The organism is Acidovorax sp. 106, from assembly GCF_003663825.1.
Taxonomy (GTDB): Bacteria; Pseudomonadota; Gammaproteobacteria; order Burkholderiales; family Burkholderiaceae_C; genus Acidovorax.
This window is the reverse complement of sequence record NZ_RCCC01000001.1, coordinates 4,247,609-4,270,577: the sequence shown is the minus strand read 5'-3', so window position 1 is coordinate 4,270,577 and position 22,969 is coordinate 4,247,609. Positions and strand designations below refer to the sequence as shown.

General features: G+C 63.5%; 16 protein-coding genes and 1 pseudogene. 8 read left to right on the top strand and 9 right to left on the bottom strand.

Annotation, left to right across the window (positions count from 1 at the left end; all coding sequences use genetic code 11):
- The first annotated feature begins 33 nt into the window (after positions 1 to 33).
- Positions 34 to 1,011, top strand: coding sequence for a DMT family transporter (locus tag C8C98_RS18755; RefSeq protein WP_121456385.1), 978 nt, complete (start codon positions 34 to 36; stop codon positions 1,009 to 1,011).
- A gap of 9 nt (positions 1,012 to 1,020) precedes the next feature.
- Here the strand turns inward: C8C98_RS18755 and C8C98_RS18750 are convergent, their stop codons facing one another.
- Positions 1,021 to 2,505, bottom strand: a complete 1,485-nt coding sequence (locus C8C98_RS18750; protein WP_121455504.1) for a sigma-54 dependent transcriptional regulator — start codon at positions 2,503 to 2,505, stop codon at positions 1,021 to 1,023.
- A complete protein-coding gene (locus C8C98_RS18745; RefSeq protein ID WP_121455503.1) occupies positions 2,502 to 4,373 on the bottom strand; it encodes a sensor histidine kinase in 1,872 nt (623 codons plus the stop codon). Before C8C98_RS18745 ends, C8C98_RS18750 begins: the two co-directional genes overlap by 4 nt.
- A gap of 196 nt (positions 4,374 to 4,569) precedes the next feature.
- Here C8C98_RS18745 and C8C98_RS18740 point away from each other — a divergent pair, with 196 nt between their 5' ends.
- The 3 genes from C8C98_RS18740 to C8C98_RS18730 all read left to right on the top strand — a co-directional run bounded on the left by C8C98_RS18740 (position 4,570) and on the right by C8C98_RS18730 (position 7,851).
- Positions 4,570 to 5,259: a DUF4166 domain-containing protein gene (locus C8C98_RS18740; protein ID WP_121455502.1), complete on the top strand. Its 690-nt coding sequence runs from the start codon at positions 4,570 to 4,572 to the stop codon at positions 5,257 to 5,259.
- Positions 5,260 to 5,305: 46 nt separating this feature from the next.
- Positions 5,306 to 6,799 carry a TIGR01777 family oxidoreductase gene (locus C8C98_RS18735; RefSeq protein ID WP_233574601.1) on the top strand — a complete coding sequence of 498 codons (1,494 nt, stop codon included), beginning with the start codon at positions 5,306 to 5,308 and terminating at the stop codon, positions 6,797 to 6,799.
- A 287-nt stretch (positions 6,800 to 7,086) separates the two neighbouring features.
- Positions 7,087 to 7,851 (top strand): CBS domain-containing protein, encoded by a 765-nt coding sequence (locus C8C98_RS18730; RefSeq protein ID WP_121455501.1) that lies wholly within the window; start codon positions 7,087 to 7,089, stop codon positions 7,849 to 7,851.
- 236 nt (positions 7,852 to 8,087) lie between these two features.
- On the opposite strand, the gene C8C98_RS22125 is transcribed toward C8C98_RS18730, so the two are convergent.
- From C8C98_RS22125 to C8C98_RS18710, 4 genes and pseudogenes are all read right to left on the bottom strand, one after another.
- The gene (locus tag C8C98_RS22125) at positions 8,088 to 8,915 is read right to left on the bottom strand and encodes an HNH endonuclease (RefSeq protein WP_233574600.1); all 828 of its coding nucleotides are present in this window, start codon (positions 8,913 to 8,915) and stop codon (positions 8,088 to 8,090) included.
- A 98-nt stretch (positions 8,916 to 9,013) separates the two neighbouring features.
- Positions 9,014 to 9,451: a transcriptional regulator gene (locus C8C98_RS18720; protein ID WP_147436411.1), complete on the bottom strand. Its 438-nt coding sequence runs from the start codon at positions 9,449 to 9,451 to the stop codon at positions 9,014 to 9,016.
- Complete coding sequence (locus tag C8C98_RS18715) at positions 9,451 to 11,538, bottom strand: GNAT family N-acetyltransferase (protein ID WP_158600184.1); 2,088 nt, start codon at positions 11,536 to 11,538, stop codon at positions 9,451 to 9,453. The genes C8C98_RS18720 and C8C98_RS18715 overlap by 1 nt, the downstream gene beginning before the upstream one ends.
- 403 nt (positions 11,539 to 11,941) lie before the next feature.
- A pseudogene (locus C8C98_RS18710) lies at positions 11,942 to 12,250 on the bottom strand (substrate-binding domain-containing protein); the annotation flags it as partial.
- Between the two features lie 19 nt (positions 12,251 to 12,269).
- Between C8C98_RS18710 and C8C98_RS22120 the strand changes: the two are divergent.
- Positions 12,270 to 12,488, top strand: a complete 219-nt coding sequence (locus C8C98_RS22120; protein ID WP_233574599.1) for a hypothetical protein — start codon at positions 12,270 to 12,272, stop codon at positions 12,486 to 12,488.
- A gap of 131 nt (positions 12,489 to 12,619) precedes the next feature.
- On the opposite strand, the gene C8C98_RS18705 is transcribed toward C8C98_RS22120, so the two are convergent.
- The gene (locus C8C98_RS18705) at positions 12,620 to 13,768 is read right to left on the bottom strand and encodes an ATP-binding protein (protein WP_121455498.1); all 1,149 of its coding nucleotides are present in this window, start codon (positions 13,766 to 13,768) and stop codon (positions 12,620 to 12,622) included.
- A gap of 151 nt (positions 13,769 to 13,919) precedes the next feature.
- Entirely contained in the window at positions 13,920 to 15,341 is a 1,422-nt protein-coding gene (locus C8C98_RS18700; RefSeq protein WP_121455497.1) for an aspartate kinase, read from the bottom strand.
- Between the two features lie 513 nt (positions 15,342 to 15,854).
- On the opposite strand from C8C98_RS18700, the gene C8C98_RS18695 reads away from it, so the two are divergent.
- Positions 15,855 to 17,834: a PhoX family phosphatase gene (locus tag C8C98_RS18695; RefSeq protein WP_199726670.1), complete on the top strand. Its 1,980-nt coding sequence runs from the start codon at positions 15,855 to 15,857 to the stop codon at positions 17,832 to 17,834.
- 262 nt (positions 17,835 to 18,096) lie between these two features.
- Here C8C98_RS18695 and C8C98_RS18690 read toward each other — a convergent pair whose 3' ends face one another.
- Positions 18,097 to 18,378, bottom strand: coding sequence for a helix-turn-helix domain-containing protein (locus C8C98_RS18690; RefSeq protein WP_121455496.1), 282 nt, complete (start codon positions 18,376 to 18,378; stop codon positions 18,097 to 18,099).
- Between the two features lie 586 nt (positions 18,379 to 18,964).
- Between C8C98_RS18690 and C8C98_RS18685 the strand changes: the two genes are divergently transcribed.
- Together C8C98_RS18685 and C8C98_RS18680 are read left to right on the top strand one after the other, a co-directional pair.
- Entirely contained in the window at positions 18,965 to 20,329 is a 1,365-nt protein-coding gene (locus tag C8C98_RS18685; protein WP_158600183.1) for an SWIM zinc finger family protein, read from the top strand.
- The gene (locus C8C98_RS18680; RefSeq protein ID WP_121455494.1) at positions 20,322 to 22,922 is read left to right on the top strand and encodes a DUF6493 family protein; all 2,601 of its coding nucleotides are present in this window, start codon (positions 20,322 to 20,324) and stop codon (positions 22,920 to 22,922) included. Before C8C98_RS18685 ends, C8C98_RS18680 begins: the two co-directional genes overlap by 8 nt.
- Positions 22,923 to 22,969 lie beyond the last annotated feature (47 nt).

Sequence of the window (22,969 nt, the reverse complement as noted above, 5' to 3'; positions counted from 1 at the left end):
CATAACTTTCCCATCTTGACGCTGCCCCGCCCCATGCCCTGGAAACACTGGTCCGCCGAACGCCTCGGCATTGTTCTGGCCGTTTTGGCTGCCCTGGGCTTTTCCTTCAAAGCCATTTTTGTGAAGCTGGCCTACGCGGTGCCGCAAGCGGTGCCGGTGGATTCGGTCACCTTGCTGGCCCTGCGCATGGCGTTTTCCGTGCCCGTGTTTGCCTGGGTGGGCTGGCGCGCCAGCCGCGCCCTGGCCCCGCTGCCCCGGCGCGACTGGCTGGCGGTCATTGCGCTGGGCTTGTTGGGGTACTACGGCTCCAGCATCCTCGACTTCATGGGCTTGCAGTACATCACCGCCAGCCTGGAGCGGCTGATTTTGTTCACCTACCCCACCCTCACCATCCTGATTGGCGTGCTGTTCATGGGCAAACGGGCCTCGCGGCGCGAGGTGGGGGCGCTGCTGCTGTCCTATGCAGGCATTGGCCTGGCGTTTGCGCACGACTTGCACATTGCGGGGGACACGCGCGCCGTGCTCATCGGGGCGGGTTTTGTGTTCGGCTCGGCGGTGTCTTACGCGTTCTATCAGGCGGGCAGCGAGCCCGCCATCCGCAGGCTGGGCGCAGCACGCTTCACCGCCTTGGCCATGTTGGTCTCCACGGGTGCCACGCTGCTGCACTTTGGGGTGTCGCAGCCTGTGGGCGCCTTGGTGCAGCCCGCCCCGGTCTACCTGCACGCGCTGGGCATGGCCCTCTTCTCGACCGTGCTGCCCGTGTTCATGACGTCGGCCGCCATCCGCCGCATCGGCGCAGCCAAAACCGCACTGATCGGCACGCTGGGCCCGGTGCTCACGATCTTTTTTGGCTGCTGGATATTGGACGAACCCTTGTCCTGGCCGCAGATGGCGGGGGCGGCGCTGGTGTTGGCGGGGGTGTTGTTGATCAGCAAGCGGGGGGAGCCTGCAGTGAGTCCATCCCCGAGTGTTGTTCATCCGTTAGCTAAGCCGGGCACCCCATCTGCCTGAGCCACCGCTTCAACGCAAGCCCAGCCGCGTCATTTTCTTGATCAGCCCCACCCGCGAGATTCCCAGCCGCCGGGCGGCCTCCGACTGATTGCCAGCCACCGCCGCCAGCGTGTCGCGGAGCATGCGCACTTCCAGCTCCATCAGGGCTGCGTCCAGTGGCCCGGTGCTGCCCTGCGTGCCAAGTGTGGCGTGGTGGGCAGGGGCAATGTCGCTTGCGTCGGTTAGGTCGCCGCTGGCCAGTTGCAGCAGCTCGGCATCTACCTCGCGCTGCGCGGGCATCAGCAGCGCCCCGGCTGACTCCACCACGGCTTTGAGTTCGCGCACATTGCCCGGCCAGTCACGCGCCATCAGCCACGCCAGGGCGCTGGGCGAGAGGCTGGCACGCTGCGCCACGCGGTGCAAAAACCGCGTGGCCAGCAGCGGGATGTCGGCGGGCCGCTCTGCCAAAGACGGTGTGCGCAGCACCACGCCCTTGAGGCGGTAAAACAGGTCTTCGCGGAACGTGCCTTCGCGCACCATCGCTTCCAGATCGCGGTGGGTGGCCGCAACCACGCGCGCATCCGCACGCTTTTGGCTGCGCCCGCCCACGGGCACAAAGGTGCCCTCTTGCAAAAAGCGCAGCAGCTTGACCTGCATGGGCGGTGGCATCTCGCCCACCTCGTCCAGAAACAGCGTGCCGCCGTGTGCGGCCTCTACCAAGCCCGGCTGGTCGCGGTAAGCGCCGGTGAAGCTGCCCTTCATGTGCCCAAAAAGTTCGCTCTCCAGCAGCTCTGCCGACAACGCGCCGCAGTGGATGGCGACAAAGGGCTCGCTCTTGCGGGCGCTGCAGGCGTGCAAGGCACGGGCCACCAGTTCTTTGCCCGTGCCCGTGGGGCCCAGCACCAGCACGCTGACCTGTGTGGGGGCCACGCGGCGCACCAGGGCGCGCAGTTGCACCGTGGCGGCCGCCTGCCCCACCAGCCCCAAGTCGTCCTGTGACTGCCCCGCACGCAGGGCTGCCAGTTCCGCGTCCAGCCGGGCCTTGCGCAGCCCGCGCGCCACAACAAAGCGCAGCATGTCCGGGTCAATGGGCTTGGTCAAAAAATCCCAGGCGCCCAGCTCGGTGGCGCGCAGGGCCAGCGCGTGGTCGCCGTGGCCCGTCAGCACCACCACGGGCACGGGCGCAAAGCGCGGGATCAGCTCCAGGCCGATCTCCGGGTCCATGTGGGGCGGCATGGCCAGGTCTAGCAGCACCAGCTCGGGCGGCTGTTGGGCGAAAGCGGCCTGGGCCTGCGCGCCATCGCCCGCCAGCGTGACGGTGTGGCCCAGGTTGCGCAAAAACGCACCGCCCAGGCGTTGAAATGCAGCCTCGTCATCGACCAGCAGCACATGGCCGCTGATGTCGCCGCTGGCCTGGCCGCTTTCCGGCTCGGGCGTCAGTGCGGCATCTTGCCGCGCATCGGCAGGAGTGTCCGACGCATTGAATGGCAGGTTGTCAGGGGTGTGGGCTGTCATGGTGGGGGCGTCAAAGGAAAGTGCAGCGTAAAGCAGGTGCTCCACGGTGGCCGCTCGGTCAGCGCCACCGAGCCGCCGTGCGCGGCCATGATGCGGGCCACGATGGCCAGGCCCAGCCCGGTGCCGCCGGGGCTGCGCGATGCAAAGGGCTCGAACAGGCGGCTGCGGATTTCGTCGGGCACCCCGGGGCCGGCGTCGCAGATGTGCAGCAGCACGGCGTTGTCGGTGGTTTCTGCGTCAATGTGCACGGGGCTGTGCGCAGTGGCTGCTGCGATATCTGCAGCACCATAGGGTTCCGCGGCGCCGGATGCCAGCGCAGTGCGCGCGTTCTCCAGCAAGTTGGTCAGTGCCTGGTCTATGCGGCGGGGGTCGGCGTGCAGTGGCAGCGGCTGGGCCAGGCCTGCGCCCAGGGTCACAGCGGGCAGGCGTTGGGCTGCGGTGCGCACATGGGCGGCCAGGTCCAGTTCGCGGGGCACCAGCTTCCAGGGTTTGGCAAAGTCCAGCAAGTCGTTGGTGAGGTGGGCAATGCGCGCCACCTGGTCTGCCACCTCGCGGCGCGTGTCGGCGGGCGCGGCGGCTACGGCCATGGAGATGATGTTGAGCGGGTTGCGGATGTCATGGGCCACGGTGGCCGCCAGCGCGCCCAGTTCGGCCAGCCGCGCCTGCAACTGGCGCTCGCGCTCGCGGGCGGCAAACTGCTGCGACTGCTCGACACGCGCTGCGGCCTCGGCCACCACGGTGCCAAACAGCTCGGCCACATGGCGTGGCCCCGGCGGTGCGGCGTCCCAGCCCTGCAGCGTGGTCTGCCAGCCTTGCGGGCCTGGGCTGCACACCAGCTGCGGGGTACCGGCCGGGGGTATGGCAGGCGTTGCGGGTGCCAATGGGCCGCCGAGATGGACTTCGACCTGCGTGCCGATGCGCTGGCCCAGCAACTGGGCGGCCTGCTGCGCCAAGGCCTGGGGCGTATCGGCCGACAGCAGCGCGCTGCGCCAGGCACCCAGGTCGGCTATGGACACCTCGCCCCCGGGGTACACCAGCCGCTCGGCCACGCGGCGCACTGGGCCGTTGAGCGCCAGCACACTGGCCGCTACCGCCAGCCCACCCAGCCAGCGCGATTCAAACGGCAGCAGTGGCGTGAGCGCCAGCACCACCGCCCCCAGCGCCAGCAGCAGCGCCCACACCAGGGCGCGGCGGGCCCAGGCGTTGGCCACAAACACGCCATAGCGCAAGATGCCGTAGACCAAAATCAACGAGTAGAGCGGCAGGCCCAGCAAGGGAAACGGATAGATCGGAAGATCCAGCACCGCAATGCCGTAGCCCGCCAGGCACAGCAGGCCCCACAGGCACGATGCGGTGACCGCAGCAATTTGCCGAAATTTCTGCCCGTCGCCCGACTGGCGTGCACGCAGCAAAGCATGCACCAGCACCGCCACACCGCCAATGCCCAGAATGACCCAGGCCATGCTGGCCACAGCGCCTACGGTGTCTGCAACCGCAATCCAGCCTATGTCACGGTGATGGATCAAGTGCCCTGGCACCAAAACCATGGAAACCACCGTAGCGCACCCGCCCAGCGCATAGGCTGCCGCAACACCCCAGCGCCCCAGGTCCACGCGGCAAAACACCGTGCAGAAATGAAAGAACAGCGCAGAGGCGAATGGCGCCGTCGCCAGCAAGCGCATGGCCACAGGCTCGGTCTCGGGGCCCAGCCAGTTGGGCAGTTCGTTGCCCACCATCCACAGCGAGATACCGGTCAAAAAAGCCGCCAAAAGCCGGGCACCCGCCACGCGGTCGGCCCAGGCCAGCAGCACCGCGGCCAGCACCAGCGTTTCGAGCACCGAAAACCCCAGGACGGCGTGGATCAGCATGCGCAGACAGGGTGGGCAAAGACGTTGCACATGGCGGAGACCTGTTCCTGGGGTTAACGGTGGGGCTGCGCGCACTGTAAACCAAGTATGCAGGTCGGCCAGCGAATTTCAATGAAATCAAGCACTTGCAGCGCACGATGAGGCTGGCCCGGGTTTCGCAATAGAGAGAGCAACCGCCACTCCTTCCGAGCCCAGCATGTTTGCCCTTTTCACCCCTGCGTCCCGCCACAGCGAAGCACCCGCCGTCGGCCCAGCCCGCGATCTGGATCTGCGCGCCTTGGTGGGTGCCGCAGCCTGGGCACGCCTGCCCGCCGCCGTGCAGCGCCGCTTTGGCCTGGCACACGCCGATGTGAGCTACCGCGGCCAGATGGACCTGCGCTGCTCGCGGATCGGCCATGTCTATGCCGCATTGACCCGCCCCTGGGGCGGCCCGCTGACCCACCTCCACACCACCGCCCTGCCCGCCACTGTGCGCGTCAGCCACAACGGGCGCGGAGGTGTGGTGTGGGAGCGGTGCTTTCACACCGGCACTGAATCCGAAAACGGCGCCCACCACGGAGCAGACCGCACTGTGCGATCGACCAAGGAGCTGGGCGCCGATGGCGGCTTGCTCGAACGCACCGATGGCGGCTTGGCCATGTCGCTGGATGTGCTCGAGGAGGACGGCTCGCTGGTGTTTCGCAGCCGCCGCTTTTGGTGGGTGCTGGGGCGCCTGCGCATCCCTGTGCCCACCCTGCTCACGCCGGGCACCTGCCGGGTGGCCCACACCGACCTGGGCGCAGGCCAGTTCCGCTTCACGCTGAGCATGGTGCACCCGCTGTGGGGCGAAACCTTCCACCAGTCCGGCGTATTCACCGACCCCGTGGCCGATGAGCGCACCGATTGACCACCTACCCATTTTTCTTCTCACTGAGGGCAAAACCATGAATGCCATGAACACCATTTTTCTGCTGCTGTCCGTCCAGGCCGTGATGGGCGCGTTTGACAACCTGTGGCACCACGAGCTGGAGGCCCGGCTGCCGCAGCGCACCTCGGCGCGCTACGAGCTGGCGCTGCATGCCGCACGCGAGGCCATCTACGGCATCGTCTTTTTCGGCCTGGCCTGGTTTGAATGGCGCGGCGCCTTTGCCGCGCTGCTCGCGGCCCTGCTGGTGATCGAGCTGGGCATTACCCTGGCCGACTTTTTGGAAGAAGACCGCACCCGGCGCCTGCCACCGTTTGAACGCCTGCTGCACACGCTGCTGACCATCAGTTACGGCCTGTTCCTGGGACTGGTAGCCCCGGTGCTGTGGGGCTGGCTGCAGCAGCCTACCGCCATGGTGCTGGCCCCGCACGGCTGGGTGTCTTGGCTGTTCACGGCCTACGCGGTGGGCGTGTGGGCCTGGAGCGTGCGCAATGCGATCGCCACCGTGCACCTGTACCGCGTGGCCGCGTCTGCTCAAACGAGCGCCCCGCTTGCCAGCAGTCTCTCACCCCAGCCAGCTACTTTGGTCACTGGCGCTACAGGCTTTGTGGGCAGCGCCCTGGTGGCCGACCTGGTGCGCGACGGCCAGCGGGTGATCGTGTTGACGCGTGACGCGCTGCAGGCCCGCGCCAGCTTTGGCCCCGGCGTGTGGGTGGTGGATACCCTGGACGCCATCCCGTCTGAAACGACCATCGACGCAGTGGTCAATCTGGCAGGCGCACGCGTGCTGGGCATGCCGTGGACCCAGGCGCGCAGACGCCAACTGCTGGCCAGCCGCGTCGACACCACCGTGGCAGTCGTTAGCCTGATGCGGCGCCTGCACAAGGCCCCACGCGTGCTGGTCAGCGCGTCGGCCGTCGGCTTCTACGGCGCATCGCCCAACGCGTCGATGGAGCCGTTGGACGAAACCGCCCCACCCCGCCCTGGCGAGTTCCAGTCTGACCTGTGCGCGGCCATCGAGCACGAGGCACGCCGCGCCGAAGCCCTGGGCGTGCGGGTGGTGCGCATGCGCTTTGGTGTGGTGCTGGGGCATGGCGGTGGCGCCTACCCCCTGCAAGCCCTGAGCGCACGGCTGGGCCTGGGCGCGGTGCTGGGCAATGGCCGCCAGCCTGCGCCGTGGATTCATCTGGCTGACGCGGTGGGGCTGGTGCGGTTTGCGATGGCGCACCAAACCCTGCAAGGCCCCGTCAATGCCGTGGCGCCTGATGCGGTGACGCAGGCCACGTTTGCGCAGGCCCTGGCTGCATCGTTTGGACGATGTGTCTGGCTGCGCATGCCGGGGCTACCGATGCGGGTCCTACTGGGGGAAATGTCCACCCTGCTGATGGATGGGCAGTCTGCCGTGCCGCGTACCGCGCTGAGCCAGGGATACCGGTTTGTGCATCCGCGGCTGAGTAGTGCGCTGGCAGGCCTTGCACTGACTGATGCGGCGGGAACAGGTTTGGCTCACGCAGAATATTAGTAAAAATAGGTCCTTGCGCTTATTGGTAAAGCGCTAATAGCTATAAATACAGTAGCAACTACGAGTCGCTATGTCCGCTGTGCAGCGTTTGCGGCCAGTGGCCGCGCGCACGCGTGCTCGCCCTGTCCAGCATCAAGCAGTCGTTCCCTACGGCTACAGGGCGATGGCCCGACGGGCCACTCTACGAGGCAATGCAATCGAGAATGGCTCAAAGATATTACCTATATCTGCGACACTGACTGATTGTCAATAAATCAAGGCCTGCGGCAGGGCCTTCAAACGCGCAGATGAATGTTCCCACGCTTCAATGGCACGAGCGCCTCTACCATCGCGATGCGCTGCGTGCCGGCCGTTACGCTGCGCTGGCAGATGCCGAGGGCTTTGATGCGATCTGTTTTGCGCTCGAGGCACTAGGCCTACGGCTTTTCGGCCGCAAGAAAAACCTGGGCCAGTACGAGCAAGCGCTTGCTGCATTGGCCAATGCGTCAGTCGTACTTTCTCGACTATCAGAGACGCAACCTGGACGTTTCAGCACCTTCTCGGCGCTTTTTGCGGTGGTTAAAAAAGCGAGGAACGACGCGATGCATACCGGTGTCTTCGCGCGGCATGCGACGGCAGCAGCCATCGAACTCTGTATCGGCCTAGAAGAGGCACTCATGAAAGAACAGCAACTCCCTCGCCAGGCCGTCAAAGACTTCATGGTTAAGTCACCCGTCGTGCTGGAAGTTTGGCAGCCGGTCGCGTACGCACGGCAGCTGATGCTCACGCACTCCTTCTCGTTTCTGCCTGTCTTCAAGGATGGGTGGAAGCTGCTTTCTGAGAACGGTCTCGCCAGGTACATGCTGGCTAGCAAGGACTGGGCGGGGGCGCTCGCGCGCACGATTGATGAAGCTGCCCAAGAGCTCGACTTGCTGGAGGCTACCGTTGTTGGCCCCACGGATGAGGTCCAAAAGCTTCTCGCGGATGACCAGGGAAAGGAAACGCGGCTTTGGCTTGTCGAAGAAAAGCAGGGCAGGCTCTGCGGCGTTCTTTCTCCTTTCGAACTGATGTAGCTGTCAAACCTTGTGGGCTCGTGGCTACAAGGACGAGCTGCGAGGCACTCAGCTAATGGTCCTGGAACGCCGGAGGGGCCAGCTTCGCAGCGTAAGGAGCCGGTCGCTAACGAAATGGGCACTCTTGAGGAGCGGCGTCGGGAGTCTGCGCACGGCAGGAATTCTGGCCTCGCGAACGCCGTCGGAAGCGCTTTGAGCGATTGGACAATCCCTCTACAGCCCCCGGTCGCCCAACGCTAGGCCAGTACCCCACCAGATGCCTCTTCCGTCTCAAGAACGTGACGGCGCAGCTTGTCCGTCAACTCCCGCCGGCGAGCCTCGCCCGCGTGGTGAAGCTCCCTATGGCAGTTCGGGCAAACTGACGCGGCGTTGTCAGGGGTATCGGTGCCGCCGTTGGCTAGGTGCACGATGTGATGGGACTCAAGGTAAGGCAACCCGTCCTTGTCTGTGAAGGGCGCTTTCTGGCGGCAGCACTCGCATAGTCCCTTCGAACGCCGAAGTGTCCAGGCCTTAACGGCTGGATCGCGGTCGAAAACCATGCCAGGAGCCGGCCGCTGCAACGGCTTCCGCGCCCCCGCTGGGCGCTTCAGCGGGCCGGTCCTTTGGACCAGGGCGGCCGAGCGCCTCAATTCCGTTCGATCCGACTGTGGCTTGGCCGCCCGGCCAGCTAGGAGCTGAAGGAACCCCTGGTACGCACTGCTCAACTTGACCTGGCTGACGGCGTTCTGTCCGAATATGCGGAGGTCTCGAAGGGCGGGAATGGTGATGGGCGCCTCCCTTAGGTCGTACTGCCAGACCACGGCGCGGTGGTACTCCTCCGACTCCTTCGGATTGACGAGGTCATCCCCGTGAACCTCCACAACGACGTCATCGACTGCGCGCCCAACCGCCGCAATGCCACGCCCATTGACGTATAGCGCCAGCAGGTCGCCTTCGCGAGGGCGCTTCAGGCCGTTGCGGTATCGCTGACCACCGCTTGTGACGGCGATGCCCCTGTCAAACCAGTGATGCTCGGCGTCAACCGCATCGTCTTTGAGGTCAGTGTTGATGACGAAGAGATTCATGTTGGAGTTTTGCCTGTGGGGATCAGACGCACACGGTGCGCCCCTCACCGCCCGTGCCTGGATGTGAATCGACCAGCTTTTCCTAGATAGCGGCAACCCTAGGCGGTCACTGCTAAAAGGCGCTGCCTGACCGGTGAATTGGTCTCAAGTCGACAGTAGAACTGCGGCGGATGGAACCCCGGCATGGCTGTCCGAAGGGCTTCAAGCGTGATGGGCTTCTTCAATTTCTTGGCGCCAGACAGCGCCATCGCCGACGCCACAGCCACCCCGTCAAAGTAGCTCATGAACTCGGACTTGCCGAGGCCTGAGACGGAGCTGTATTTACGCCAGACGGTGCTCGGCGCGGCCGAGTAGATCGTGCCCACGGTCGCAAAACCAACGACTGCACCTACAGGTTTCTTCACGTAGAACCAAATCGTCGAGCCTGGCTCAACGTGCATGGTCCTGCGCCTTAGCTCCACTTGCTTAGTACCAGCGAGGATGTTGTTTGCATGGCGCTCGTCAAGTGATATGAGCACATGCTGGTTCGGTTGCATCAAAGGCCTTTTTCTAGGATCGCCTGAACCTGCTCGGAAGACAGTCGTTGGCAAGTAATCAGTTGGTAGGCCTCGCCGCAGTTCAAAGCCTTGAGCTCATGCAGCGGTACAGGCCTGGGCAGGCGCAACACATTGTCGAACACCGTGATGGTCTTGGTCTTCGCGACCCCGATGCTGGAAAGTTGGGTGCTATCCAGCACCGAGGGCGCCAAGTCGTCGGCTTGCATGGCAGACTCATCGCGAAGGTAGGCACGTAGTACGCGACCAACCGCAATGACAGCGCCGGAACCTCCGTTCTTCACGGGCTCGTAGAAGAACATCAAATCACCGCGCGAATAGTTCTTAAGTGTCTTCTTGTCGCTCAGGTAGTGGCGCAACGGTGCAAGCTGGGCCTTTCCTTGGGGCAGGAAGGAGTCCTGCGGTGAGTCCGCCAAGAGATGCTCCTCAAATTGCTTTCTCAGGGGGACCATCACACCCTCTCTACCTGGCAAGCACATGAGCATCGGCGCCAGCAGGGACTCCAACTTGAAAAGCGGGACCAAGACTTTCTGCCCGTCCGGTCGAATCACTGAAATTTGCTGATCGACGTGCCGGAACAGTGGGGGCGTGTCTGGCAAACCTAGTTTGCTCACTGCCGCCAACGATTTGCGTCCGACATCCCAGTTACGTTCTGTCATACGCCCTTTGGCGACGATCTTCTGAAGGTCGTCCGACGTCGATGAGGACGCCACATAGCCGAAGGTTGCCGCGACTTCGCGAAGCGTGGCTTGACGCGGAGGACAGCTCAACCGCACCCGGCCGACATCCCCTGGTTTTACGATGCTCAGAACGTGTCGGAGCAAGGTTTGGGCAATCTCATATGCGTCTCTCTGGTCCTCGGCAACCGCCGCAAAAGCTCGAATCTCCTGTCCTCGAATGCTCGTCGGCATTACTAAGTAGCCAGCGACGACACCATTGCATCGCGCCACGTGGCGCAAGCACGCCGAATTATCGGCCTCAGTCGCGGCCCATTCGTTAACCTGGGTCGCAGTGTCGAGGCCAAGGTTCGTCAACAGACTCCGAACGGCCGTTGCATCGCTTGCCGATGCGGGTTGCACTTCGATGATGTCCGTACTATGGGCCTTGTGCACTACAGGACTCGCGGTGTGGTCGGGATCGACCTGAAACAGCTCAGGCGAAATTGCGTCCACTCCAAACTGCCTTCTGAGCTCAGGTGCCCGCTCAAGAATTCGTCCATCGCTGGTTATGAGCCCTGGCAGGCCGTGGTGAATAGCCGTTGCGAGGTGTTGCAGGTCAGACTGGTCATTCTCCGACAGCGAGCCCGACGCATGGCGCTGGGGAAATACGATTGCCGCAAGCATCGGCGAAAGGCGCTCCCACTCGTTGTCTGGTGGCGTCGAGAACTTCGCAAGTGTTCCTGCGAACGAGAGCATCGGATCCGTCTTTCCGTCGTGGGCGGTGCGGCGCAGCTCCGTCTCAATCTCGCTGCTAATCGCCAGTGAACATGTCCGCATCCGCTCGGCCCTGAAGACACTCATGGCTAGTTCGTACCGAGGCCGGCGAGGCCCGAGGTCGAAAAGCACATTCAAGTCCAGAAGGTAGAGCGGTTTGCCCCCACCCTCCAAGGCATCTAGGCCGAGTGGGTCAACGGCGTTGATTCCGCTGGGCGCAAAGAGCTGAGGGGTGTCGAGTTCATGGGCGCGAACCACGATCATGCGATTGCGACTAGCCCCTCCTGGTTCAACTCGTTGGGCGTAGAACCCCTGCGCTTCCCAGAACAAGTTGGCGTCTTTGAGGTCTTCAGCTACCCGGGCATGAATCGAAATGAACTGTGCCTCCGTGGACATGTTCTTCAAGGCATCGAGCAGCATCCGACCGATGTTTCGACTGCGACTTGTCTTAGGAACATAGATCTGCCGCACGTGCGCTTTGGGGAAGCGGAGATCAAACAACAGATGACCGACATACGTCTCGCCGCGACCGTCACTCTCGACCGCTACAAACAATTGTCCTTTGCGACAGAAGGCCGCATAGACGCTGCGCGAGAAAAATCCGAGCGCGTCTCGGTCGCTGTCTGCTGCCTGCACGACCTCTCCCAAGAGCGCCGTAGCAGCACTTGGCTCCGTAAGGATCCGGACCCCTCCGCTCTTTGTCATAGCTCCCCTTTTGGTGTTTTGGGGTAACTGTAACGGACACGAAAGCAAGCCTGCATTGAACGGAAGCTGGCGAGCTTGGCTCGATTTGAGCGGCAGACTGCTCTCCGACTGTGAGATTGAAATCTGGATGACCGCAACGGGTTGATTGCTGGCGGGAACGAACGACCGCTCACCCGCGCCACCTTCGGGGCCCTTGGTGCTCCGGGCTGCGTAAGAGATGAACGACGGCTCTCAGCCTTGAGCGATCAATGAGCCAGCTCAGCATAGGTATTCCCATACAGAGCACGCCTTTGCCCGCCTGCTGGCCTGCCGCCAACGCGACGCAGCACCACCCCTACGGCAAATTCTCCCGAAAAATCACCTGACTCCGCGTCGTCTCCACCCCACTCGTCGGCTCCCGCCCATCCCGCAGGTTGGCAAAAATCCGCACGCAGTTCATCACCGCGCCCTGCGGGTTCTGGGTGATCACCGCGTCCATCGTCCCGTCGATCAGCAGCGCCCGCGTATCCGGCGTGAGGCCGTGGCCGATGAACACGATCTTGCGGTCTGCCCCGGCCTCTTTCAGCGCCCGCCCAATGCCTTCGGCCCCGCCGCCGATGTTGTAGATGCCTGCCAAGTCGTCGTTCTGCATAAGGGATGCTCTTCATAACTCCCTGCGGTCTGTGGCCGCACGGATTCGGGCGGTCTACGGCGTTGCTTTTCTTGCCAATAGCGTGCTATTGGCTGCAAAAATCGCCTTGTATGCCATCCCGATCCGCGCCACCACATCCTCGCCAGAGTCATGCAAACCATCCCTGCAGCGCGCGGGCCTGGCGGTAGTTGCGTTCGGCGTCGTCCTGACTTTCGCGAACGCCCACTACCTGCACCATCGCGGGCGCTGAGGTCAGGTCTTTTGTCTTGCCCCCAGGCAATTATTTCTCTTAAGCAAAATCAGGCTCCAGCCCTTTTTCATCAAGCGCTGGCAGCTATCAAAATTGAAGTATCTTCCAGCCGCTGCAGATCAACGTTCAGATCAACGCTGCAGCAACCGCCGCCGCTCCAGCCACACCTTGCGCACAAACGGATCGGCCACGGTGTAGATGCCGTGGCCTGGGCGGGCGATCAGGTTGGCGCTGATCATCTTTTCGGCCAGCTTTTGCACCTGCGATGTGGGCACCTTGCCCCCGGTGCGGGCGGTGTAGCTGGCCATGGCTTCTTCGCCAAACAGGCCCGATACGCCGGTCTCGCTGCCTTGGGCGATGTAGTCGAAAACCGCTTGGCCCAGTTCGCCAAATTCTTCGATGGCGCGCAGCTCTACATCGGCAGCGGCCGATGCCAGCGTGGCGCAGATGATGGGGAACGCCTGGTCTGCCGGGGCCTGGGCGCTTTGCAGTTGCACCAAGGCTTTGAGCATTTCTTCAGGGCGGTGGCCCAGCGACTGAAAGCCTGCCCAAGCCACTTCGGTGCTGGGCAGCACCACGCCTGGGCTGCCTGCAATGCGCTGAAGTTGCCACTGCACAAAGTCTTGCCCCAGTGGCTCGTAGGCCGTGGTCAGCGCACCCGTAAAGGGCTGCGAGTGGCGTGTGGCCATGTCGGTGATGAGCGACTTGTGCGAGCCCGTGCCCAAAAACAAGAAGCACCCCGGCGTGCCCGGCTGGGCATTGACCGCATCGCGCGCCGCCTTGAGAGCGTGCAGCAAGCTGGTGCCGTCTTCGGTGCCCAGGGCCTGCTGCACTTCGTCCACGATCAGCACCACATCCACCTTGGCCTTGGCCACCAGCTCTGAAAACGCCTGCGCCAGCGTGGTGCCGCCCGGCGTGCCCAAATGCTCCACCTGAAAACCCAGCGTGATGCCCGCCGCGCCCAAATTCAGCCCCTTGAAGCGCTGCAGCAAGCCCGAGCCTGGGGTTTGCATTTGCAACAGCGTGGCGCGAACAGCATCGAGCACCAGCACGGCAGGGCTTTTGCTGCGGTCGGCCCACAGGTCCACGTAAATCACCAGCGCCCCCCGCGCCTCCAGCGCAGGCACTAGGTCCTGGCGCAAAAAGGTGGTCTTGCCCACGCGGCGTATGCCCGAAAGCAGCACGCCCGAGCGCACGTTCATGTGCAGGGGCGATGGCTGCAGCAACTGCTGGGCCATTTGCTCTGCGTAGGCGGTGCGGTGGAACACGTCGGGGGCCATGGTTATCTCCACTTATCTGAATATGGTTAATTATCTTATTTTGATAAAAAAAGATAAAGGCCTGCAAAACCCGCTAAGGCCGCATCTGGGTGCCCCACCCTGCCCACAAAAAAGCCCGCACGGGGCGGGCTTTTTGAAAGATGGCTTCGTGTCAGACGCGGGGCACGGGCGTGCCGGAGTTGACGCACAAGGCCATGTTCAGTGCCTTGATGGCGGTCTTGTAGTCTTCGCGCTCAATCACGAATTGCATATTCACCTGGCGCAAGGTCTGCGACACGCAGTTCACGTTGACCTGCGCGTCGGCCAGTGCCTGCGCAGCCTTGGCCAGCACGCCGGGGATGCCGATGTTGGAGCCGATGGTGCACACGATGGCGCTGGGCTTGATGGTCACGACCTGGTAAGCCTCTTGCAGCTCTGCCACCAGATCAGGAGTCACCTGGTTGTCCCACACCAGATGGGCGATGGAGTTGGCGTTGGTGGCCTTCAGGATGTAGCTCACGTCGTGCTTGCAGAACACTTCCATCAGCCCTGCATCAAAGCCCACGGTGCCCACCATGCTAGGGTCGTGGATCTCGATCAGGGTGACCTTGTCGGTGCCGGTCACGATCTCCACGCGGGCGCGTTCGCCCACGAAGTCTTTGGTGATGAGCGTGCCGGGGTGGTCGGGCTCAAAGGTGTTTTTCAGGCGGATGGGGATCCCCGCCAACTCCATCGGCTTGGCGGCCTTGGGGTGGATGGCTTCCATGCCCACGTCGGCCAGTTGGTCGGCCACGTCGTAGTTGGTGGCACCCACCACGATGGCGTTTTCCAGGCCCACCAGGTTGGGATCGGCTGACGAGAGGTGGAATTCCTTGTGGATCACGGCCTCGGCGGGGCGCACTTCCACGGCGATCTTGCTGAAGGTGACTTCGGAGTAGCCCCGGTCAAACTCGCGCATGATGCCTTCGGTGCCCTTGGTGTAGCCCGTGGCCACCACCACCTTGTCGCTCAGGTCGATGCCCTTGAAGCTGTTGGCGATGCGCTCGTCAATGGTCCAGGCTTCGTTGTCGTCAAAACCGGCCAGGTCCATCAGGATGGCATTCACGCCATTGGCCTTGAGGATCTCGACCGAGTTGAACGCGCTGTGCGACTCGCCAATCGATGCCAGAACTTCGCGCGCGGCCAACAGCACATCCTTGCGGCTCAAGTAGCCGCTGGCCAGCACATGGTGCATTGCGCCCAGGTACTCGCGCGCCTGGCCAATGCGCTGGTCGATAAAGGCATCGGCCACAGCCAGCGGCAGGCCGATGTCGGCGTAGCCAGCATTGAGCTTCTTCAAGCTGGCAGCCAGGCCCGTCAAGGCATCCTGGTAACCCTTGCCTTCCGCAAACAAGGCATAGATGCCGCGCTCGCCCGTCTTCTTGTGCTCCAGCAACTGGTTCGTCACGCCCGAGTAGGCAGACACCACGTAAATGCGGCCGTTAATGCGCTTGGGGTCGTGCAGCACGATGTGGCGCAGCACATCGCCAAAAGCGGTCATGGAAGTGCCGCCGATTTTCTCGACAGAGATCTTGGAGGAGTGGACGTCTGACATGGACAGGCTCAGGGGAGCAAAAGGGTTAGAAGGCCGGGCGGGTTGCTGGCCTACGGGGAGTGGCAGCAAGCCCGCTATTTTCCATCAGTTTTTCCGTCGGCTTTGTGCGCCCCTGCACAGCGCTTGTGCAACCCAAGGCAGATGCGCGCAATGCAGCCCAGGACCACAACCAAGACGCGCGTGGCTGCAAGGGGCCATCACGGGGCGCATGGGCAACCGGGGCAACCATACGGCATAAGGCAAAAAGCCTTCTGAAGCCCATGAAACAAGAGCGAGCAGCTACACATTTAGTAGCAAAAATGCTGGATGAAAAAAGCCTGCAAACGTCAGCCCCAGCACGCGTTCATGTGCGTTCATGTGCGTTCATGAATCGGTCACTGCCACGTCATGAGCCGATGCGAGCATCTGCGGCCCCTGAATGCCTGGGCTGCCCACAACCACTTGGGCAGCCCAGGCCCCTATTTTTCTGAACCCCCGATGCCCATGGACCACAACGCATTCCCCTCCGAATCCATCGACGCTAACCCCTCCCTGCAACGCCGCACCTTGCTGCGCCTGTTGGCCAGCACGCCCATGTTGCCTTTGGGGGGCACCCTGGCGGCCACCGTTCTTGCGGGCTGCGGCGGCGGCGATGACGCCCCTGCAGCCACGGCCACCATGACGTCGGCAGCCTTTGTTGGCATGGCAGCCCCCAATCTGACCAACCCCAACGCTATGGCCACCTGCACCGTGGGCTCACAACTCAAGCTCAGCTTCAGCGACGGCAGCAGCAAGACGCTTCAGCTGGGCTACCAGCCTTTCTTCCTGACCGGCGACAAGGTGCCCGATGGCAAGGGCGGCACGCTGGTCGCAGGCGGTATCTATGACATCAACAACCGCCCCATCATCGACAAATCAGTGCCCGGCAAAGAGCGCCAGTTCTTCTCGGACTGCCCGGACGGCAGTTCGCTGCTGACGGTACCCAATGCCAAGGTCGATGGCGTCAAGGGCAACCCGGTGTTTGCCGTGGTGCAGTTTGAGTACACCGACACCGACCTGGCCAACGCAGACAAGACCGACCAGCTGTGGGCTGAGCTACCCTCCCCCATCGCCGTGCTGACGCTGGACCAGGACCCCAAGACCGGCAAGCTCACGCTGGTGAAGTACCACAACGTGGACACCACGCCCGTGCATGGCCTGTGGGTGACCTGCGGAGCCAGCCTTTCGCCCTGGGGAACGCACCTCTCTAGCGAAGAGTACGAGCCCGACGCCTTCCGCCAAGGTTTGGGCGGTGCCACCACGACCAAACTCGACAAATTCAGCGCCAACCTGTACGGCGATGCCTCCAAAGCCAACCCGTACCACTACGGCCACATCCCCGAGGTGACGGTGAACCCTGACGGTACCGGCTCGATCAAGAAGCACTACGGCCTGGGCCGCATATCGCACGAGCTGATTCAGGTGATGCCCGACGAGCGCACCGCCCTGATGGGCGACGACGCCACCAACGGCGGCTGGTTCATGTTTGTGGCCGACAAGGCGCGCGACCTCTCTGCAGGCACGCTGTACGTCGCCAAATGGACGGAAAAGCTCACCGACACCAGCACCGCCGCGATGCAGTGGATCAAGCTGGGCCACGCCACCAGCGCCGAGATCGAGACCCTGATCAACAACGGCATCAAGCCGACGGACATCATGGACTCCGTCGTGAATACCGATCCCAATGACCCTTCTTACACCCGCATCGTCCTCAACAAAGACAACACCAAGTGCTGGGTGCGCGTGAAGCCCGGCATGGACAAGGCCGCCGCCTTCCTGGAAACGCACCGCTACGCAGCCTTGAAGGGCGGCAGCTTGGCGCTGACCAAAAGCGAAGGCGTGACGGTGAACGCGCGCGACAAGGTGGCTTATTCTGTGGTGGCCAACATCAAGGACTCGATGGTGGTGGGCGCGGCCGGCTATGTCGAAAAGCACAACGTGGCCTTCCCCAAAAAGATCAACGCGGGCGGCATCCTGGCCCATGACCTCGTGGGCGGCCAAAAGGACACCGAAGGCAACGCCATCAACAGCGACTGGGTGCCCAAGCAATCGCGCATCATGCTGCTGGGCGAGGACATTGCCGCCGACGCACTGGGCAACACTGCCCACCCCGACAAGATCGCCAGCCCCGACAACATCAAGTTCTCGGAAGGCCTGCGCACCTTGTTCATCGGCGAAGACACCACAGACCACGTCAACAACTTTCTGTGGGCCTACAACGTGGACACCAAACAGCTCAGCCGCGTGCTCTCCACCCCATCGGGGGCCGAGTCCACCGGTCTGCATGCAGTGGACAGCATCAACGGCTGGACTTACATCATGAGCAACTTCCAGCACCCAGGTGACTGGCAAGGCGTGCACAGCAAGGTCAAGGACACGCTCGATCCGCTGGTGCGCAAGAACTACAACGACCGCTTCTCAGCCGCGGTGGGCTACCTCACGGCCACGGACGCTGCTATTTCGCTGCGCACGTAAGCCAGGCGTGGCATAAGGCGTGACAGCCTTGCGCAAAGCCACCATGGAGCGTGAATGAGGTGCTGGACAAAGCGCCAGTCACCAAGCCCAGGCCCGCACAGGCCTGGGCTTTTGTTTTATTGAGTCGGCATCTTTGAACTTGAAAATCCGTTCAGGCTGAGCTTGTCGAAGCCCTGCGCCGCGCTTCGACGGCGCTCAGCGTGAACGGTTCAAGTAGATTCATGCCGGAACAATCAATGTGGCGCAGCAGACGCGCACGGTGCTACCGCGCCCGCACCACCCCCAGCTTGAGCCCGACCACGCCCAGAATGCGGTTGAGGGTTTGCACCGTGCCGGGGCTGCGGCCCTGCTCAATATCAAGCAGCGTCTTTTGCGACACCCCCGCCACACGGGCCAGTTCGGCACTGGTCAGGCGAAGGCCGGTCTGGATATGCCGCACCGCCTCGGCCAGCGTCCATTCAGGGTGCGCCAGCACGTCTTCAATGGCCTGGCGGCGCTGCTGCAGTTGCTCAGGCGGGGAAAGGGGTTTAAAGCGTTTGTCCATGGTGTGTTTCCGCTAAGAACCTGTTCAAGATCTTTTTGGGATCGCACCAGGCCCAGCCGCCGCAGCAACTCCGCCCGGCCAAAGCCCTGGGGCAGCATGTCGATCAGGAACACCGGCCAATGCGGCCAGTCCATCGCTTCCAGCCCCACGGGCCAGCGGCAGCTCAGGGCGTGGGCATCGTGCTTGCCAAAGTGCTCCACAGACCAATCGGCCTCGTACCCCGCACAGGTTTTGCACCGCCAGCCTTGGTCAGCATCGCCCCACAGGGCGACGTGGCAGCATCGTGCCAGCGGCCCTGGTGGTGGATTTGCAGGGTGCAATGAGGGTTCATTTCGGTGGATTTCTATACAAAAAATCTTCTTCCAATGATCTATCCCGTATAGAAAATTGCGCAATTGAAAGTAAAGGGGCCCGAAGCAAATTCAGGTGCCCATGCACAAACACACAGGACTGTGAGCCTATGGACGGGCCTGTTGCTCCGCCAATGCAGCACTTGCAAGTGCATACCCTGCAGCAGGTTTGAGACACATACAAGAAGGCACCAAGCAGGCACAACGCCATGGTCAGTTTGTAGACAATGCGCTGCATGACCCACTTTGCGCACACCTACCGCTATGCCGAACCCTCGGCGGTGGACCTGCATGCCGCGCCTGAGCTTCGGCTGGCAACCTCCTCGCCCAGCGCGGTAGAGCATCCTCATTTCTTTGAAGGGCGCTTGCACCAGCCGCACCTTGCCGCCCAACTGCTCAGCGCTGTGCATCTGCTGGTCGGGTCACGGTTTTTCACCCCACCCAATACAGTGGCCAAAGCTGTGGCTCTGGCAGACCCGGTTGTCACCGCAGGCGCGGGCATGTTGCGGCTGGAGGGCTTCTCGGGCTGCTGCAGCACCTATATCCGGGTGGACCTGGAGCCTGCGTCGTACGCTGGCGACATCGTAGGCAAAGGCACCACCAATGTGGATTTCAATGCCCCCATGCGAGCCGCGCTGGCCCGTGTGCGCGACGCTGACGGGCTGGCCCTCTCCGTGGGGCGCTCTGAATTTGCCATGCGCTCTGGCGGCACCCAGGTGCTGGAGAAAAAGGTGGATTTGCCCCTGCGCTGGCTGCGCAGCATGGTGGCCGTGCAGGCGTACCAGGCCGCCATGCGGCGGGTGTTGCAGGTAGATGCCGTGCCCGCGCTGCGTTTTCTGCGCAGCCTGCCCAAGGCATCCACCAGCAAAACGCCGCTGTGGGTGGTGGGCGGGCCGCAGGGGCTGCGCACCACCGCGCAGCCCAGCGCTGGGGGCGTGCGCTTTACCGACAGCAGCCGTCTTCGCATTCTGGAGGCCCTGCTACCCCAGGCGCGCGCGCTGAGCGTGTACGCAGACCTGCAAGGCCAGGCCAGTGCCTGGTGCGTGGACTTTGGCAGCATGCGCCTGACGCTGGTGCTCAGCGCCGAAGTGTGGCGCGGCTTCTCGGGCGAGGGGCAGGCGCTGCATGCGCTGGTGCAGCAAGCTGGGCCGCACCCGGTATCCACCCTGCGTGCGCAACTGCACTGGCAAGACGTGCTGCCCAGCGACACGCTGGCGCATCAGCTGGGCTGGCCGGGCACAGCGGTCGAGCGCTCATTGCAGGTGTTGGGTGCCATGGGGCTGGTGGGGTATGACCTGGAACATGCCGCCTACTTCCACCGCGAACTGCCTTTTGAACCCGATTTGCTGGAAGACCTGAACCCGCGCCTGGCCGACGCCCGCGCCTTGCTGGAGGCAGGCGCTGTGCAACTGCGCAACACCCATCCGCTAGAAGCCCTGGTGCACAGCGGCGACGTGCATTACCACGTGCGCGAGCAAGGCGACACCTTGCGCTGCACCTGCCCCTGGTTCGGCAAGCACCAGGGCGAGCGCGGGCCATGCAAACATGTGCTGGCAGCCCAATCCGCTGCATTGCAGACAGCAGGAAACCACCATGGATGACACGCTGAACAAAGACTTTTACCGTACGCCGCTGGGCTGCTGCCTGCTGGCGGGGGACATCACCGGCGTGATGGACTTGGTGGATGCCCTGTCTGCCGCAGAAAAAGCCACCACATTCGTCGGTGTGCAAGCCATGCTGTTCCAGCGCTGGCAACTGATTCGCAAACGCGCACCTGACGGCAAAGCCTGGGTCGATGCATGCGAGCCCGAGCACGCCAACCGACTGTTTCGTGCGGTGGATGTGGCCCGCTTCATGTGCAACGCTGAGCTGCCGCTGGCCGACTATTGGATGCATATCGGCATCCAGGACATTGCCGCCTTCCAGCAACGCTACAAGCCCCATCCACCCCAGGGGCAGGCCCTGCAACGCCAGATTCGCGGCGACAACGAATGGGAGCGCCGCAGGCACTTGCAACGCGCCGTGGTGGCGGGCTTGATTCCCCGGCCCGATACCGACGAATACCTGGACAGCCTGTTCTTTGGCGACTTGCGCCAGGAAAGCAACCTGGTGCTGCAACATGTCGATGCCGACCCTGGCTTGGCGAGCGTGCTGCTGCGCCTGTTTGAGCGCGAAGGCGCATCCGACACCAGCTTTGCCGCCGTAGAGAAGTACTGCCATGACCCCGCGCTGCACTGGAGCACCGCATTTTTGACGCTGTGCGAGCGCGGCGTATACACCCGCGACCAGTTGCTGGACAAAACCCTGGGTGCCCTCGCCTGCGACTGGCCGCAGTTCAAGTCTGGCTGGTTCTCGCGCTTTCACGCCAGCCTGGCCCCCAGCAGTGCCGAGATGGCCCCGCATGCCGACCGCTACCTCGCCCTGTGCCACAGCCGCATTGCGCCCACCGTCACACTTGCGGTGCAAGCCGTGGCTACGCTGTACCAAGCAGATGTGGTGAGCCCACCTGCCCTGCTGGACGCCCTGCAGCCGGTGCTCAACTCTGCCACCAAGGCCCATGTGCTGGCCGCGCTGGAACTGCTGGACCAGATCGCCAAAGCCAACCCCGCAGCCGCCCACAGCGCCAGCGCCCAGGCCGTGCCTGCGCTGGCACACAGCGCTGCCGACGTACAAAAGAAAGTGCTGGCCTGCCTCAAGCGCTGGGGGCTGGACAGCGACGGCCAGGACGCAGCCAGCGCCCATGTGCCGCTGGTAGCAGCCTCCAACCAAGCTGCCTTGAAAGCACTGCTGAGCGCGAATGGTGACGCGGCAGAAAAAGCACCCGCCAGCGCCCCCACGCACCTCCCTGCAAGTGCGCCCAAACCATTCATGCCGCCAGATACGGCAGCCGATCCGCTAGCCCCCAGCCGATCCATCCCGCCCATCACCACTCTGGCGGAGCTGATAGACACCCTCGCCTACTCCTTCGAAAACCCCGCTGACATGCAAGCCTGGGAACGCGCAGCCGATGCCCTGGTGCGCATGGCCCCTCTGCCTGCCAGCGAGCACGCAGCATTTGCAGCGTTGCACAAACGCGCCAAGCGATTCACCTGGCAAGACAAACCCCTGCCGTTTGCCCTGGCCCAACTGATGGCCTGCGCCCTGGGCCAGGCAGTGCAGCCACCGCTAGACCCAGTGTCCCCCACCGGCCTGCGGGCCAGCAATGCCGACTTTGTAGCCTGGCGCACCCGTAGCCTGCTGGCACTGGCACAGCAAGGGCGCGGCCTGCCACCCTTGTCTGCACCCACCCATCGGGGTGGCCTGGTCAGCCCACAGACTCTGCAAGAGCGGCTGGCGCTTTACGCGCAAGCGGGGGCACGGCCTCAGGCAGACGATCTGGCGCTGGCGCAAATGCGCTGCCCCCCAACCCAAGGCACAACACAAGCCGCAGCGGGGCTGAATTTGCGATGGTCGGTCAGCAGCAGAGGCGACGAATATGTGTTTCACGATCTGCATGTGCACCCAAACCCTGCCGTGGCCGACCGCCCCTCGCCACCAGTGGCAGGGAGCGATGTCTCCACCGCGCTGACGGACAGACTCCTCGCGTACCGGCAGTGCTACGAGGAACGCGATGCCGCCGTCATTCATTGCCTTGCGGGGCTGCGCCCTTGCGAGCTGGACGCCTTCTACGCCCAAGGGGCGCTCGCGCTCGGCAACAACTTGGATTGGTGGGAAGCCTGCTGGCAAAACCGCGCCTACCTGGACGTGCTGCTGCAATCCACAGACCCGCTCACACCCATGGGCCAGTTGATGATCTGCGTGGGACTTGCGGGCAAAGAGCCGGGGCAAACCGCCCTGGCTATAGACGCCACGGCCCAGTGCTTGCTGCAAGGCCGGGTCAGCGTGCAGGCACTGGCTGAAGTGCTGGCTGCCCTGTGGGCCACGCCACTGCCCAAAGGCCCACGCTTGGCCAAAAGCCTGGCCGCCGTGGCCCAAAGCCACGCCAGCCTGCCACTAGCGGTGTACCCCCTGCTGTGCGCCATGGCGGTGACCCACCCCGAAGCCCCCCGCAAAGACTGCGCGCCGCTTCTGGAATTGATGCTGGAGCTGCAACTGGCACACCACCGGCCACTGCCTAGCAACGTGCGCCAAGTGCTGGCGGGGCAACGCCCCACAGGCAAGGCGCGGGCTGCGGTGCAGGCGCTGCTGGCATAGTTGACTCAGTCAGCACAGCCGCCACCCTTTGGCAGCCTGCTGCCGCG